This is a genomic window from Alkalibacillus sp. S2W, assembly GCF_046764385.1.
Classification (GTDB): Bacteria; Bacillota; Bacilli; order Bacillales; family Alkalibacillaceae; genus Alkalibacillus; species Alkalibacillus almallahensis.
In genome coordinates, this window is record NZ_CP177234.1 from 283,892 (window position 1) to 298,571 (window position 14,680).

Annotated in this window: 20 protein-coding genes; 11 read left to right on the forward strand and 9 right to left on the reverse strand. The window is 39.1% G+C overall.

The window, feature by feature from the left end; translation table 11 throughout:
* The first annotated feature begins 3 nt into the window (after positions 1-3).
* From pfkB to ACKXGF_RS01600, 4 genes are read left to right on the forward strand one after another with little or no spacing between them, the layout of a single operon-like run.
* A complete protein-coding gene (gene pfkB / locus ACKXGF_RS01585; RefSeq protein ID WP_411954570.1) occupies positions 4-972 on the forward strand; it encodes a 1-phosphofructokinase in 969 nt (322 codons plus the stop codon).
* Positions 969-2,342 (forward strand): PTS fructose transporter subunit IIC, encoded by a 1,374-nt coding sequence (locus ACKXGF_RS01590; RefSeq protein WP_411954571.1) that lies wholly within the window; start codon positions 969-971, stop codon positions 2,340-2,342. Before pfkB ends, ACKXGF_RS01590 begins: the two co-directional genes overlap by 4 nt.
* 32 nt (positions 2,343-2,374) lie before the next feature.
* On the forward strand, positions 2,375-2,824 hold the full coding sequence (locus ACKXGF_RS01595; RefSeq protein WP_411954572.1) for a PTS sugar transporter subunit IIA: 450 nt from the start codon (positions 2,375-2,377) through the stop codon (positions 2,822-2,824).
* A gap of 12 nt (positions 2,825-2,836) precedes the next feature.
* Positions 2,837-3,103, forward strand: coding sequence for an HPr family phosphocarrier protein (locus tag ACKXGF_RS01600; RefSeq protein WP_167262216.1), 267 nt, complete (start codon positions 2,837-2,839; stop codon positions 3,101-3,103).
* Positions 3,104-3,202: 99 nt separating this feature from the next.
* Here the strand turns inward: ACKXGF_RS01600 and ACKXGF_RS01605 are convergent, their stop codons facing one another.
* Positions 3,203-3,601, reverse strand: a complete 399-nt coding sequence (locus ACKXGF_RS01605; protein ID WP_411954573.1) for a PH domain-containing protein — start codon at positions 3,599-3,601, stop codon at positions 3,203-3,205.
* Between the two features lie 73 nt (positions 3,602-3,674).
* Between ACKXGF_RS01605 and ACKXGF_RS01610 the strand changes: the two genes are divergently transcribed.
* Complete coding sequence (locus ACKXGF_RS01610; protein WP_167262214.1) at positions 3,675-4,055, forward strand: hypothetical protein; 381 nt, start codon at positions 3,675-3,677, stop codon at positions 4,053-4,055.
* Here ACKXGF_RS01610 and ACKXGF_RS01615 read toward each other — a convergent pair.
* The 4 genes from ACKXGF_RS01615 to ACKXGF_RS01630 all read right to left on the reverse strand — a co-directional run bounded on the left by ACKXGF_RS01615 (position 4,052) and on the right by ACKXGF_RS01630 (position 6,820).
* The gene (locus ACKXGF_RS01615; RefSeq protein ID WP_411954574.1) at positions 4,052-4,924 is read right to left on the reverse strand and encodes a TetR/AcrR family transcriptional regulator; all 873 of its coding nucleotides are present in this window, start codon (positions 4,922-4,924) and stop codon (positions 4,052-4,054) included. The genes ACKXGF_RS01610 and ACKXGF_RS01615 overlap by 4 nt on opposite strands.
* On the reverse strand, positions 4,917-5,354 hold the full coding sequence (locus tag ACKXGF_RS01620) for a DUF5392 family protein (RefSeq protein ID WP_411954575.1): 438 nt from the start codon (positions 5,352-5,354) through the stop codon (positions 4,917-4,919). The genes ACKXGF_RS01615 and ACKXGF_RS01620 overlap by 8 nt, the downstream gene beginning before the upstream one ends.
* Positions 5,355-5,368: 14 nt before the next feature.
* A complete protein-coding gene (locus tag ACKXGF_RS01625) occupies positions 5,369-6,049 on the reverse strand; it encodes a zinc metallopeptidase (RefSeq protein WP_411954576.1) in 681 nt (226 codons plus the stop codon).
* A 105-nt stretch (positions 6,050-6,154) separates the two neighbouring features.
* Positions 6,155-6,820 carry a spermine/spermidine synthase gene (locus tag ACKXGF_RS01630; RefSeq protein ID WP_411954577.1) on the reverse strand — a complete coding sequence of 222 codons (666 nt, stop codon included), beginning with the start codon at positions 6,818-6,820 and terminating at the stop codon, positions 6,155-6,157.
* 189 nt (positions 6,821-7,009) lie between these two features.
* Here ACKXGF_RS01630 and ACKXGF_RS01635 point away from each other — a divergent pair, with 189 nt between their 5' ends.
* Positions 7,010-7,612, forward strand: a complete 603-nt coding sequence (locus ACKXGF_RS01635; RefSeq protein ID WP_411954578.1) for a class I SAM-dependent methyltransferase — start codon at positions 7,010-7,012, stop codon at positions 7,610-7,612.
* Between the two features lie 15 nt (positions 7,613-7,627).
* Here the strand turns inward: ACKXGF_RS01635 and ACKXGF_RS01640 are convergent, their stop codons facing one another.
* On the reverse strand, positions 7,628-8,089 hold the full coding sequence (locus tag ACKXGF_RS01640; RefSeq protein ID WP_411954579.1) for an RDD family protein: 462 nt from the start codon (positions 8,087-8,089) through the stop codon (positions 7,628-7,630).
* Positions 8,090-8,308: 219 nt separating this feature from the next.
* The gene (locus ACKXGF_RS01645; RefSeq protein WP_411954580.1) at positions 8,309-8,851 is read right to left on the reverse strand and encodes a hypothetical protein; all 543 of its coding nucleotides are present in this window, start codon (positions 8,849-8,851) and stop codon (positions 8,309-8,311) included.
* A gap of 139 nt (positions 8,852-8,990) precedes the next feature.
* On the opposite strand from ACKXGF_RS01645, the gene ACKXGF_RS01650 reads away from it, so the two are divergent.
* A complete protein-coding gene (locus ACKXGF_RS01650; protein ID WP_411954581.1) occupies positions 8,991-9,236 on the forward strand; it encodes a hypothetical protein in 246 nt (81 codons plus the stop codon).
* Here the strand turns inward: ACKXGF_RS01650 and ACKXGF_RS01655 are convergent.
* Entirely contained in the window at positions 9,231-9,551 is a 321-nt protein-coding gene (locus tag ACKXGF_RS01655) for a CHY zinc finger protein (RefSeq protein WP_411954582.1), read from the reverse strand. The genes ACKXGF_RS01650 and ACKXGF_RS01655 overlap by 6 nt on opposite strands.
* 119 nt (positions 9,552-9,670) lie before the next feature.
* Between ACKXGF_RS01655 and ACKXGF_RS01660 the strand changes: the two genes are divergently transcribed.
* From ACKXGF_RS01660 to ACKXGF_RS01670, 3 genes are all read left to right on the forward strand, one after another.
* Positions 9,671-11,455: an alpha/beta fold hydrolase gene (locus ACKXGF_RS01660; protein WP_411954583.1), complete on the forward strand. Its 1,785-nt coding sequence runs from the start codon at positions 9,671-9,673 to the stop codon at positions 11,453-11,455.
* Positions 11,456-11,480: 25 nt separating this feature from the next.
* Complete coding sequence (locus ACKXGF_RS01665; RefSeq protein WP_411954584.1) at positions 11,481-12,188, forward strand: TIGR02206 family membrane protein; 708 nt, start codon at positions 11,481-11,483, stop codon at positions 12,186-12,188.
* 89 nt (positions 12,189-12,277) lie between these two features.
* Positions 12,278-12,919 carry an esterase/lipase family protein gene (locus ACKXGF_RS01670; RefSeq protein ID WP_411954585.1) on the forward strand — a complete coding sequence of 214 codons (642 nt, stop codon included), beginning with the start codon at positions 12,278-12,280 and terminating at the stop codon, positions 12,917-12,919.
* 107 nt (positions 12,920-13,026) lie between these two features.
* Here ACKXGF_RS01670 and ACKXGF_RS01675 read toward each other — a convergent pair whose 3' ends face one another.
* Positions 13,027-13,149, reverse strand: a complete 123-nt coding sequence (locus ACKXGF_RS01675; RefSeq protein WP_279588350.1) for a hypothetical protein — start codon at positions 13,147-13,149, stop codon at positions 13,027-13,029.
* 365 nt (positions 13,150-13,514) lie between these two features.
* Here ACKXGF_RS01675 and ACKXGF_RS01680 point away from each other — a divergent pair, with 365 nt between their 5' ends.
* Positions 13,515-14,660 carry an exonuclease SbcCD subunit D gene (locus tag ACKXGF_RS01680; protein ID WP_411954586.1) on the forward strand — a complete coding sequence of 382 codons (1,146 nt, stop codon included), beginning with the start codon at positions 13,515-13,517 and terminating at the stop codon, positions 14,658-14,660.
* Positions 14,661-14,680 lie beyond the last annotated feature (20 nt).

Below are 14,680 nucleotides of genomic sequence, written 5' to 3' on the forward strand. Positions count from 1 at the left end.
ATCATGACCAAACCACTGACAGTGACACTAAATCCCGCTCTGGATAAAACGATTTCATTACCCGAGTTTGAAATAGGTGGTTTAAATCGTTTGAAGTCAGATCCTGTGACTGATCCAGGTGGCAAAGGAATTAATGTCGCTAAAGTATTAACACAGCTAGATATGAAAACACAGACAACTGGTTTTAGCGCCGGATCAACTGGCCGCATGATTGAAAATGCGTTAACTCAGTTATCGATTGATTATGATTTCCAACAAGTTTCTGGAGATGTCAGAACCAACTTGAAAATCGTTGATGAGTCTAAAGGCGTCACGACAGAAATTAATGAACCAGGTATCAAGGCATCTGACAACGAGCTACAAGCATTCGAACAAAAATTAACTAAATTATTAGCTGATACAAACTACTTAGTTTTAAGCGGAAGCACCCCAGATGGTGTAGACGATGATCAATACAAGCGTTATATCAACTTAGCAAGAGAATATGGTGTAAAAACGATTTTAGATGCAAGTGGTCCTAATCTAAAAGAAGGGATTAAAGCTAAGCCACATGTCATTAAACCAAATATCCATGAGTTAGAGGAATTGTTTGAAACAAGTTTTGAATCGACTGAAGCAATCGTTAAAGCTTGTCAGGAATTAGTTGAGTCAGGTATCAACATAGTTGCTGTTTCTTTAGGTGGAGACGGGGCACTATTTGTTAGTGAAAAAGAAGCTTATCAAGTAAAACCGTTTTCAATCACACCGCAGAGCACGGTTGGAGCAGGGGATTCAATGGTTGGCGCTATGGTGTATGCGCTCAACCAAGGATATGATTTTGAAACATTAGCCAAATGGGCGACAACAGCAGGAACGATTACGGCCTCGAAAGTAGGGACAACGGTATGCACCTTAGAGGAGATCGAAGCACATGTCGAGTCGGTTTCTGTTGAGAAAATAGGATTAAATGATTTGGGGAGGTTAGAAACATGACAAAGTTAGTAGCAGTCACAGCTTGTCCAACGGGGATTGCCCATACTTACATGGCAGCCGAGGCATTGGACCAAGCGGCAAAAGGTAAAGACGTGGAAATGAGGGTAGAAACGCAAGGAAGTGTCGGTGCTGAAAACGAATTGACAGCAGAGGACATTCGCGAAGCTCACGCCGTCATTTTAGCCGTTGACACAAATGTGGATGAAGAGCGGTTTGCTGGGAAAAATATCATTCGCGTTGGTGTTAGTGAAGCGATTAAAAATGCGGATGGCTTAATTGATCGCGCGGTAAACATGGAAGAGAAGTCAACTGAAGAACATGACGAACAAGTCAGTAAACAAGAAAAAGGCGAAGGTAAAGGGTTTTACAAGCACTTAATGAATGGTGTTTCCTTCATGATTCCACTGATTGTAGCGGGTGGTTTACTGATGGCCTTATCGTTTGCTTTTGGTGTGAAAGACTCACCAGAAGAAGGGTCACTTCCTTTCTATCTAAATGAAATCGGCGGTCTAGCGTTCTCGATGATGGTTCCGGTTTTAGCTGGTTTTATTGCGTATTCAATCTCGGATAAACCTGGTTTGGCGCCTGGTTTAGTTGCTGGTTTGATTGCGGATGAAGTGGGAACTGGTTTCTTAGGTGGTATCATTGGTGGTTTCTTAGCAGGTTATGTGGCTCTTGCAATCAAGAAGTTTGTGAAAGTTCCGAAAAACCTCGAAGGGCTTATGCCTGTCTTAATCATACCCTTATTAGCTACTTTAATCACAGGTCTATCGTTATTTTATGTTATTAATGATCCTGTAGCGGCGATGATGACAGGATTAGAAAATTGGTTACAATCAATGTCTGGAGCTAACGCAATTCTATTAGGTCTTATTTTAGGTGGAATGATGGCTATAGACATGGGTGGTCCTGTTAACAAAACAGCTTACGCCTTTGCCTCAGGTTTACTTGCAAGTGAATTATTTGGCCCAATGGCAGCAGTCATGGCAGCAGGTATGACGCCGCCGTTAGGTGTTTGGTTAGCAACTGTATTTGTGAAAAATAAATTTAACCCTGAACAACGCGAAGCTGGTAAAGCAGCTGGTGTTATGGGGATATCATTCATTACTGAAGGCGCGATTCCATTTGCGGCGGCTGATCCATTCCGTGTTATTCCGGCATTAGTAGTTGGTTCAGCCACAGCAGGTGCATTAACGATGGCATTTGATGTATTATTACGTGTGAATCACGGGGGAGTCTTCGTGTTATTTATAGGTGATGCTGTAACGAATGTCTTCTTATACGCATTAGCGATTGCAATTGGTGCTGTCGTATCAGCCGTATTAGTTGCATTGTTTAAGAGAAAACCCGAACAAGTCACAGAAGCTTAATACAGCAAGATACAAAAAGGAGTTCGATTTAAATGGAATTAAAAGAGTTATTGAAAAAAGAACATGTCTTACTTGATCTTGATGCAAATTCTCGAGATGAAAGTCTTGACGAATTAATCAAAGTCATGCAAAATACAGGCGTTGTAGAAGATGCAGCCGTCTATAAAGAAGCGGTGCTAAATCGTGAAGCAGAAGGATCGACAGGAATTGGTTTTGGTGTGGCGATTCCACACGGCAAATCAACAGGTGTTAGTGAACCGGGTCTTGCCTTTGCTCGTTTAACCAATGAAGTTGATTGGCAATCATTAGATGGTAACCCCGTGACGTCAGTATTTATGATTGCGATTCCTGAAGAGCAAGCAGGGAATGAACACTTACAAATCTTGTCGCAACTATCACGAAAACTCATGCATGAAGATTTCCGTCAGAAGTTACAAGACGCTTCTTCAAGTGACGAGTTGTTAGCAGCGCTCGAAGCATAAGGAGGACCTATCATGAAGCAAGTAGAAGTAGTCGTTCAAAATGAAACAGGTTTACACGCTCGCCCAGCACAACAATTTGTGCAAGAAGCTAGCAAGTTTTCTTCTGATATTAAAATTGTAACAGGTGAAGAGCAGAAAGAAACTGAAGCTAAAAGTATTCTCGGCGTTATGACGCTAGGAATTGAAAAAGGGACGACAATTGGCCTTAAAGCAGAAGGCGAAGACGAAGAAGAAGCTATTGATACATTAGTCAACTTAGTCAAAAATAACTTCGAATAACAAGAAAAAGGTTGGCGCTAATTAGGCACCAACCTTTTTTTGTTCCACTCGCACAAAAGTATCATAAACCCGCTCAATTCTACATTACCAACTGATCACTTATTCAAACTCAATATCAGGATTAACCGACATTAGTTGCTTCACAAATAAACTATTATCTGAAGGGGAGACGCGAATCACTTGGTGATCGTATCCGTATGTAATTTCGAGTCTTGTCAGCGCCAGTGCTGGTGAAAACTTAAGACTACGAACTAAACGAATTTTTTCAATATCATGAATGTCGATTGATTTTTTAAAGGGTCCATAATAGGCAGTCAAATGGCGTTCTTCTACATGATAACGAACTGTCAGCCAGAACCAAACTGCTATAATTAACGCGATTATACTAATACTTAATAAAAGCATATCATTATTTATGAATGTCCAGATTAGAGCAATTGCAATAATGCCAAACCATAATATAGCGGTCCAAATATCTTTTCGAGATGGGTAAGTCATGTCGTCACTCCTTTAAAATTAATAAAAATTATGATTAAATAAAACTGTAAAATTTTGTTTTTGGGGTGTTAAGATGCCAGGTGTTATGATTATTTATTTAACATGTGTCTTCGGATTGTTCATGTTAATGTTTCAATTCGGTTTTCGGTACGTCTTTGGCATGGAAGCGACAGGTGATGCGATTTTTCGCCAGCAACCATATCACGATCAGAAAAAACGGATACAAAATAGAATCATGCAGATTTTTATAGGGTTGTTATTGGTTTCTTCACTAATCGAAACAAATATATCAGATATAATAGAAAATGTGTTCCTAATCTTGTTATTGGCTTACTTTTTTGTATCCGCGGTTCTATCTTTCATACATAATCCAGAATCTAAAGAGCATTGGTTGATTATCATTAATCGCATTCTAATAGTTGTTTTTATAAGCTTTCTGATTTGGTTATCTTAAATCGACATATCATGATACAGAACCATTTCAATTTCATGAACATAACGATGGGCGTGTGGGACGTCATCTAAATTAGAAAGCATCCCTGTAATAACGGGCTTTCTGACTTGTTTTCGGTTTATTTCATCCCGAATGACATCAATCGAAACTTGGTAATCGCTAGCCTGAGATAAGTTTTGTACGACTTCTTCTAACTTCGATAAGCGCAGTTCAATGGCATCGTACCACGATAGCTGTTGATCATGCGCTTTTTTTAATAATTGTTTTACTTGAATGTCGTTTAAAAATGGCAAATCTTCGCGTCTGCTAAATCCGCTAACAATATCATCGACTCGTTTAAGCACAAAACGTATGAGTGATTCCATGTCATAATGTGAATTAGCATGAATGATGACAGGAATATAAGCGCGAATCATACCTTCCAGCATTAAGGCTAAATCATATAGAATGGGTTTGATAGCTTGACCATAAAGAGTCTCTAACCCTTGCATATAAAATCGATGAACGTCAGTGTATTTATCCCGGATGACTTGGCGGATCGATTCGCTTAAGTAACCACCTTGTTCATAAGGGAGTTCCATGAATTCGCGATGCTCAATCACATTTTCGAAAAAATAGGTTAATTGGGCGACTAATCGTTCATGCGGGTCCTTAGGTTCTGTAATGGTCGAAATCCGAACTAATATACTATCAAAATAGTATTCTAATGCAGCAAATAATAAATCGTTCTTCGACTTGAAATAAGCATATAACGCCCCTTTAGAAATGTCGCATTCATCAGCGATTGCTTGCATCGACGTTTGGGAGAAACCTTTGTGTGAGAATAGCTTAATGGCATTGTTTAAGATGATTTGTTGTTTATCAGTCATGGTGCGTCAACCTTTCCTCATGCTGTAAAAACGTTTGAAAGGTTTGATAAGCGCGGCCTGGATTAGCTTTAAGGTCGCGTATATAACGTTCAATGGCTTGAGCAGGTACCGTTTCACTTTGTTGTATGCGTTTATAAATATAGTTTAAACTTTGCTGTTGCAATGAACGATTATGATGCATGGACTCTTTGAATAGTGCCATTCCTACAGCGCCGAGAACAGCCAGCACACCGATGATTATAGCTGTTTCCTGATTGATTGAAACGGTTGTTAATAGATAGATAAGGTTAAACACAGATATGGTGATCAGTGGAAAGGCAATCATTGAATAGATAATACTCTTTTTAAGTATAGGTGATAAATAGCTTTCCATCTCACTAAACCCTTGCTTCACGTAGGGAGATGCTTTTTTCGGTGTTAATAGTTTCATTATTCATCACTCCTTTAACGCTGGCTTCGAGCAATCATAATAAATTTAATTAACTGCAAGACAGCCATGAGTGTACTCGCTACATAAGTCAATGCAGCAGCATTTAATACTTTACCAACGCCATGGACTTCTTGATTTGAGATCATGCCTAGTTGGACGAGTTGTTTTTTTGCCCTGCGGCTGGCGTCATATTCGACAGGCAACGTCACAACTTGGAATAACACCGCAGCCGAAAAGAGTATAATCCCCACGGTTATTAAGTTCGCCATTTCTAAAAGAAAACCACCGATGAGTAGAAAAGGCGCCATTTGCGACCCAATATTGGCAGCTGGGAATAGTTTATGACGCAATAATAACATTGAATAATTCGTCGAGTCTTGAATCGCGTGACCGACTTCGTGTGCTGCTACGGATAATGATGAAATAGAGTTGCCGTTATGGACTGGGTCAGATAATCGAATGGTTTTCGCTTTTGGATCGTAATGGTCGGAGAGAGCTCCTTGTTTCGAGTGTGTCACTTGTACATGATGAAGCCCCTCAGCATCTAGTATGCGACGTGCGACTTGAGCTCCGTTCATTCGAGCAGATGCCTGGACTTGTGACCACTTTTCAAAGTTTCCTTTCACTTTTGATTGCGCCCACATGGCTAACCCGAGTGCCGCAAATATTAAAATATCCATTGGATGAAAAAACATCGTTTAGATCGCCTCACTTCAATCATTGACTAATTGGTCATTGTGTGACTTGTTGGTCACAAGGTTATTTTACTGCATAAATCTCACGGCTTCAAGTAAATAGTCTTAGTCGGATAAGGAAGGGTTTGTTTTAGCTAAATAGATGATATCATCAGGCCCTTTTGGCTGGGAAATAGACACAGTGCTAACGTCATCAAAATAGTCGTTTAACATACGAACAAAGTCCTCAGATGGTTGTGCGCTCCAAAAAGCGATGATTCCTCCTGGCATGAGAAGGTTTTGAAGTTGCTTTAAGGCTCGCGGTTCATAAAGGGACCCATTCTCGTCATACACCGTCCAATCAGGCCCGTTATCTATATCAAGACAAATCGCATTAAACCGGTCGGTTGTGCGATGAATCCACTCCGTTAAGTCGGCGTGAACGATGGTTGTCCTGTGATCTTCAATAGCATAATTCGTTATTGGAGCTAAAGTTTCGTGATTCCACTTAATAATCGCGTCTTCAATTTCAACGACTTTCACCTCGCGAACCCCATCATCTTTCAGTGCCTCTTGTAGTGAGAAGCCTACGCCAAGCCCTCCGATTAGAACTCGTTTGTCACCACTTAATCCTGCCAATGCTGAGCGTAACAGTTCTCGCTCAGATTCTCCATTATAGGTCGCCATTAAAAACGTGCCATTACTAATAATTTCATAGTGTTCACCACGTTGTTGTAATTGTAAATCGCCTCGGTCTGTTTTTAGCCGTTCAATAATATTGAGGGTTGTCATATTCGTTAACTCCTTTTGCCAGAAAATTCAGGCTAACTCTATTGTACGTTTGGTACAAAAAATAAACAATCAAGAGTTATGTTTGATATTGTAAAATTTTGTGATGATTAAGTTGTTATTTTGAGCAGTAGTTTTCACATAAATCATGACAATATGGTATAAATTTTATGAGAAAGGAAGGTGACTATCATGTCAAAACAGATGTGGGATGAAAGTTTTTCTGATGAAGATTTTGTCTATGGCCGAGAACCGAATCAATTTATTAAAGAGCATTATTCGGTGTTACCTGAGGGTGGAAGAATCGCTTGTTTTGCAGAAGGAGAAGGGCGTAATGCGGTTTTTCTAGCTGAACAGGGTTACGAGGTCACCTCGTATGATCAATCTGAAATTGGACTCGAGAAGACGAAACAGTTAGCTGAAGAACGAGGTATTTCAGTTCGAACGGTTCAGAAAGATTTAACAGCTGAAAAAGTCGAACCTTACTTATACGAAGGTGCTATTATGGTGTTTGGCCACGTGCCAAAAGATGATCAAGCATTTCTTGTTCAGAGCATGATCGACTCAGTTAAGCCAGGTGGATACATTATGTTCGAAGTATACTCTGAACACCAGTTACCTTATCGTTCAGGTGGACCGAAAACAGAAGAAATGCTTTATAATCCGAGTGAAGTATTAGAATGGATTGATGACTACAAATGTCTTCATTTCTATTATGGTGAAGCTGACCGAGTTGAAGGGAAGCGTCATTTAGGGTTAGGTCACGTCATCCAAGTTATGATCCAGAAGATATAAAAGAAGAGCTGGTTCTTAAGCCAGCTCTTCTTGTTCGTTTGGTTGATGATCTTGTTTTAATGCGTCAGGTTTCTCATACGTCACGTATGTATTGGCCATGAAGTCATGCATGGAACGTTTGTCTTCACGCACTATGACCATAATTCCACTAACGATAGCCGCGATTCCTAGTGTCAATGCATACACAATACCTGCCACTAAATGACGCAACAGCATCGTACCGATCGTAACTTTTTCGCTATCAAGACGTGCAATGCGGATGCCCATTGCTCGTTTACCTAGTGTATAACCATACCAGACAACAGGTAAGATTAAGAAATAAAGTAAGTTTAATAAATCTAAAGGCGTGTATTCGTCCAATACAAATTCTCCATAAATAGCAGCAGATACTAAGGCTAGGACAGAACTGATGGCGATGCTATCAACAATCGAAGCGACCAGTCGTATCCAAAAACCTGCCGGTGATGGTGTAGACATACACATTCTCCTTCTCTTCAAACATTACAGGTTCACAACAGGTGTTTGTATTATCACACCCAAAGTGAACCAGAATTTAGCGAAGTCAGTCCGTGACATTCAAAGATTTAGTAGAAATCGAATGCTTGTTATAATCAATAAATATTCACATGTCGAACCGATTGCTTACTATCCCACCATATTTTATGGTTCAAAGAGAATGCATATTAATATTTTCTTTTAAAACATACTTTCAACCTTGCCATTGTCAGCATTGACGATATACCAGCCATAGGTTGCGGTATGCGAACCTTCTTCACGCTCAACAACTTCGAATACTTGAACAACATAATCGTTGTCATCATTTTTGTGGTCAAATTTCACTTGGTAATTGCCTTCGTCTGGGAGGTCGATTGATTCCATAACACGTTCTTCTGCCTCAGATTCAGTTGTGACCGATTGATCACCTTCTTCTGATTGACTATTTTCATCTGAAGAATTATCCTCTTCCGCTTTGCCGCTATTTTCGTCTGTTTCATTGTTTTTCTCAGATGCGTTGTTTTCTTCAGATTGATTATTGTCTTCAGATTGCTCTTCCTTTTCTGGTTCTCCAATTGTAATGGATTGTTTGTCTGAATCAGTATTCTCTTGCTCCTCGTAACCTGATGATTCTTTTGCTTCGACCTCATTCTCACCTGCTTGATCGGTCGCAAATGAATAAACTAGAATGATTAATCCTAGTGTGACTAATGTTGTAAAAGTAAATGTTAAAAACCTTATCATAATAAATAGCACTCCTCTTCGCTGGCTTTATAACATTAGACGGAAATAGAGTCGATTTAGTGACATCATTTTAGAAATATTTAAGCATGGATTAAATTTTAGTAAGATAGAAATAGATTGACAAGAAGGAGTGTCAGAGATGCTAGTTCGTTTTAATTTTATGCTTTCGTTAACCGTGTTCGTTTTGATTTTATTAAACTATTTTACCGATTCAGTCCAAACCTCTCCATTTATTATTACCGGTTTAGTCAGTGTCGTTATTGGCTTAATTGGTGTTGAAAATGTAAGAAATGGGCTTAAATTTCAAGCAGGTTCTTTTCTGTTTGCAGCAAGCTTACTCATGCTGGTTGCGATTTTAGGTTTCGCTGGCGTCATTGAATTATAACTCAAAATATAAATGGTGATGGTTCCGACAATGCCGATTGAACGGTGCCAGGCAGTTTGCACAAACGCTTGGATTGTTTAAGTAGGTTTCAATAGTCAATTCCGAATGACAAGCTCCACAAAAAATGGCCTCTTGATGACGTTCGTCTTTATTCCACCGTTCAATCTCATGTTCCCTGTGTTCTTGATGGCATTCGTAACAAGGGAAATACGTGTTGCAACATTTGAATTTAATCGCAATCCGATCGACTTCTGATTGATAGTGCTTGCAACGCGTCTCGTCATCAATACTTCCAATTACATTTTGTATGTTCATAACACCTCTCCTTAGCGTCCCGAAATTTTTCTTCATTTTTCATTCCAACAATTCCTATCTTAAGTTATAATAATAAGAAATGTTTAAATTATCAAAAAATATTTCTTGGGGGAATCTTAATGATGAAGTTTCCGAATCCGACTGTTGAGCAATTTTTTCGCTCATATGTCATCTCTGATTTTACCGTAAGTCCGAATGAAGACAAATTATTATTCGCATCCAATTTAGACGGGAAGATGAACGTATGGGCTATGAACTTGCCTAATCAATATCCTTATTTATTCGCGCATCATAAACAGTCTGTTGGTGCATTGAAAGTTGATCCTGAAGGGCGGTATGTTATTGCCAACTATGATCACGAGGGGGATGAAAATCATCAGCTTTATGCATTGCCACCAGAGGGCGGGCTGCCCCAACCTTTAATCACTGGGGAAGATGAGGATAAATACTTATTCGGTCATTTATCTGAAGATGGTAATCGCTTGTATTACTACACATCCAAGGGAAACCCGAGTTATTTGAATACTTATGTCCGTGATCTAGAGTCAGGTCACGATACATTATTACATGAAGGAGATGGTGGGGCCACATTCTTAGCAACTGTTTCTGATGATGAAGAAGCTGTTGTGTTCACAACGCTTTATGCGAATACATACGTGTTAGGTTTTGTGAAAGTAAATGGCGAGACACACTATTTAACACCTGATCCTGATAGCGCTCATGTAACAGGTGGTGCTACGTTTGTTGGAGATGATATTTACTTCGTGACGAACTATGACAGTGAATATTATTACTTAGCTAAGTTTAATCTCCAATCGAAATCGTTCGAGTCAGTGCTATCACTTGAAGGCGAAAGCATTAATAATTTGAAATATGATCAAGAAAATAAGCAATTTTATATCGGGACGGTCAAAGGGGTTCAAAACTTTCTTTATCGCTATGATTTAAAAAATGGAACATTAGAAAGTCTCGATATCCCTGTAGACCATATCGGCAAACTGCATGTTGCGAAGTCAGGTAATATCTACATGTTAGGTCAAAGCGCCGTCACTCCACATAATATTTTTGTCCTAAATAATCAAGGGTGGAAACAGTTGACGGCAAATCATGTCTTAGGGGTTACACCTGAAGATATGGTTGACCCAGAAGTTGTGTCATATAAGTCTTTTGATGGTATGGAGATTGAAGCGCTATTATATAGAGCAAAACCGGAAAATGATAATGGTTATACTGTGTTTTGGCCACATGGTGGTCCCCAGGCATCAGAAGAAAAAACGTATCGTGCGATGTTCCAATGCTTCCTAAATCAAGGCTACACTATTTTCTGTCCGAACTTTAGAGGTAGTACAGGTTATGGTTCCTCATTCGTGAAGCTAGTAGAGCATGATTGGGGCGAAGGACCGCGATTAGATAATGTGTATGGCATTGAGTGGTTGTTTGACCAGGGGATTTCAAGTCCAGATAAATTGTTTTTAGTTGGTGGTAGTTATGGTGGTTATATGGCCCTGCTACTACATGGACGACATCCAGAATATTTTAAAGCGGTTGTCGATATTTTCGGTGTGTCGAACTTGTTCACCTTTGTCAATTCAGTGCCTGATCATTGGAAGCCGATGATGAAGAACTGGTTGGGTGACCCAGAGGAAGATTACGACCGCTTTGTCAAAGATTCTCCTGTTACTTATTTAGATAGTATGGAGAGACCGATGCTCGTCATACAAGGCGCTAAAGACCCGAGAGTTGTCAAAGAAGAGTCAGATCAGATTGTTGAGAAATTACGTGGCCAAGGTCGAGATGTTGATTATCTCGTGCTCGAAGATGAAGGTCATGGGTTTTCGAAAAAAGAAAATGAGATCAAGGTTTATCAAACGATGCTTGATTTCTTAGAAAAACATCAAGGTTAATAAATTGATAATAGGAGTGATCACCATGCGTGAACTTGTCACAATGGACCGCGAATTATATCCATTTGATTTATTCGGCGTACCGCATATGGTGGCGCTCCTTTTTTGTTTAGCCATCATTTGGTCGCTCTATCATTTTCGTAACACTCTTCGAATACAATCGCGTAAGCTTTGGAGATATAGTCTGATAGCTATATTGCTAATAGGAGAAATTAGCTTTCATGTTTGGTATGTCGCATATGGAGATTGGGATCTATCCGTTAATTTACCCCTGCAATTGAGTTCAATCTCGGTTTATTTAGTGGTGTTCATGTTACTGCTGAAGCGGCGATGGTTATTTGAGATTACATTTTTTATTGGCGTTACGGGTGGACTGATCGCCACGATGACACCAGAATTGTTTTTCGGCTTCCCGCATATACGATTTTTTCAATTCTTTATAGTGCATGCCGCTATTGTGGTGGGTTGTTTTTATATGCTTTTTGTGGAACGAATGGCATTAAGTTGGACGTCTGTTCTAAAATCTTTCTTAGCGTTAAATGTCATTGCTGTAATAGTATTTATGGTGAATGGAATGCTTGGTGCTAATTATATGTTCTTAAATAACAAACCGTCTCAAGCCACATTGATTGATTTTTTAGGTCCGTATCCATGGTACATCGTGACGTTAGAAGTGTTGGCGTTCACACTGTTTTGTCTAATATTTCTTTTAGTGAGTAAACAGAATAAATGATGAACCCTAAAAATTTCCACGATCTATTTGAAATATCGTCTATTATTTTAGTAAAGTATAATTAGTGACGCTTAAAGGGGGCAATCATCATGAAAGTAATTTTAATTCACGGTTTTTTTAGGTCTGATCGTGATATGCAAGACATGTCGAATTATTTAAAACGAGAAAATTATGAATGCTATACCCCTAATTTGCCCCTGACTTTTAATGAATTTGATGTGATCGTCTCACAAGTAGAGGATTTACTCGAAGCGATTGTCAAAACAGGTTTGTCACCAGGTGAGGAGATTCATTTGGTAGGTCATAGTACTGGTGGCCTCGTCATTCGAAAGTTATTAACGGACACAAATTATTTAGATGCCATTGGTCGCTGTGTTCTAATCGGTACCCCCAATCGTGGCAGCCAACTGGCCGATTTAGCCAGTAAAATACGAGGGTATGTTAATATCTTTAAAACTGTAAAATCGTTACGCAAAGAATATCTAGATAATATTGAGTTTCAGAACGAAACTGGTATTGATATAGGTGCAATTGCAGGTAATAAAAGCAAGCTCGGCTTTGACCCTCTAATTTCTGGTGAGAATGATGGGTTTGTTGAAGTCGATTCTGTTTACTTTCCAGGGTTACGTGATTTTAAAGTATTACCCCTAACGCATCGAACGATTCATCATGACGTTGAAACCTTCCAACAAGTCCAGCAATTTTTAGAAACAGGACAGTTTAAGTCATAAAAAAAGCCATCAACCAAAAGGGGAAGGTTGATGGCTTTGCTATATCTATATCTAACAAACTACTATTCTAAGGAGCTATTCTTGCTGTATTTGTTTGGTTGCGCTAATTAAAAGATTTTGAAAAAGTGAAAGATTGAGCTTGATGGCTTTTCTACTTTTTTACTTGGTTGTGTGTATTGATTTCTCTTATCAGTCACAATAGCATCGCGTAACATTTGATGATCAAACATGTTAATCGCCTCCTTATAGCGAGTGGTAATTTTTTCTCTCGTTTATCCATAATTAAGTATACCCACATCTTATGTGTTTGTAAACAATTTGGCACCTAAAAAATATAAAAAGTTTCATTTTGTTTTAGATATCTAATTATATAAAACTTTCTGACAATGAATGGTTATTCAATTCAACATAATGTTAAAATTTTCAGAAAACATACAAAAGTGAAAATATAGGTCTATCGTCCGACAAAAATTTTAAAAAAGGCTGCAGGTTGGTTCAGTTATGGCTGGATTTTATAATGAGGTCATGATATTATAATAAGAAAAGCGAACGTATGTTTGTTAATTTTGTGCGATCATAGTGAAAGGGGATTTCTATGAAAATATTCCATACAGCTGACTGGCATCTTGGTAAAATCGTTCAGGGTGTTTACATGACGGAAGATCAAGAGTATATTTTAGATCAATTTGTAAGGGATGTTGCTGAAGATCGACCAGATGTGGTTGTGATAGCAGGTGATTTATACGATCGTGGAGTGCCACCTACTGAAGCAGTACATGCGTTGGATCAATGTTTAGCCCATATTGTTTTAGAATTGAATATACCTGTTGTTGCAATCTCAGGAAACCATGACAGCCCAGGACGTTTACGGTTTGGTAGTCAGATGATGAAAGATCAAGGGCTTCATATTGTTTCAGAGCCATCGAAACAGCCTGATCCTGTGGTATTACATGATGATGCTGGAGCGGTTCATTTTCATTTGATCCCTTATACAGAGCCTGGAACAGTTAGGCATTTATTTAATAATGACACGATTAAAAGTCATCATGATGCAACAGAAGCCTTGGTTAACTCTCTAAAAGAAACGATGGATGAATCTGCACGCCATGTTATGGTAGGTCACTTGTTTGCAACTCCTAAAGGACAAGAACAGGATAATACAAGTGATTCGGAACGACCACTGGCTATTGGTGGAGCAGAGCATGTGGATGCATCACTATTTGAAATGTTTGATTATACGGCATTAGGCCACTTGCACCAAGCGCATTTTGTCGGACAAGAATCGATTCGCTATTCAGGCTCGCCTTTGAAGTATTCCATTTCTGAAGAAAACCACCAAAAAGGGTATTTAGTTGTTGATTTAGATCAAGATGGAACAGTTAGCATTGAAAAGCGTTCGCTACAACCGAAACATGATATGCGTACGGTAGAAGGCTACATAGATGACTTGCTTAAGGGAGAAGTGAATGAAGATTATGTGTTCGTTCGTTTACTAGATGAAGAAGCGATTCAATTTCCAATGGAGCGAATACGTTCTGTGTTTCCAAATGCCTTACATGTTGAAAGGCGCTTACCTCAGTCTAGTCATCATGCTGAACAAGAAGAGCGGGTAGCGCGGCATCGTATGTCAGACATGGAATTATTTCAAGCATTTTACCAAGATGTCAGAGGGGAGAATCCATCTGAAGAAGAAGAGGCTATTATGGCTGAAGTATTCCATGATGTATTAAATCAAGACTAGTATGAGAGGAGAAACACGGC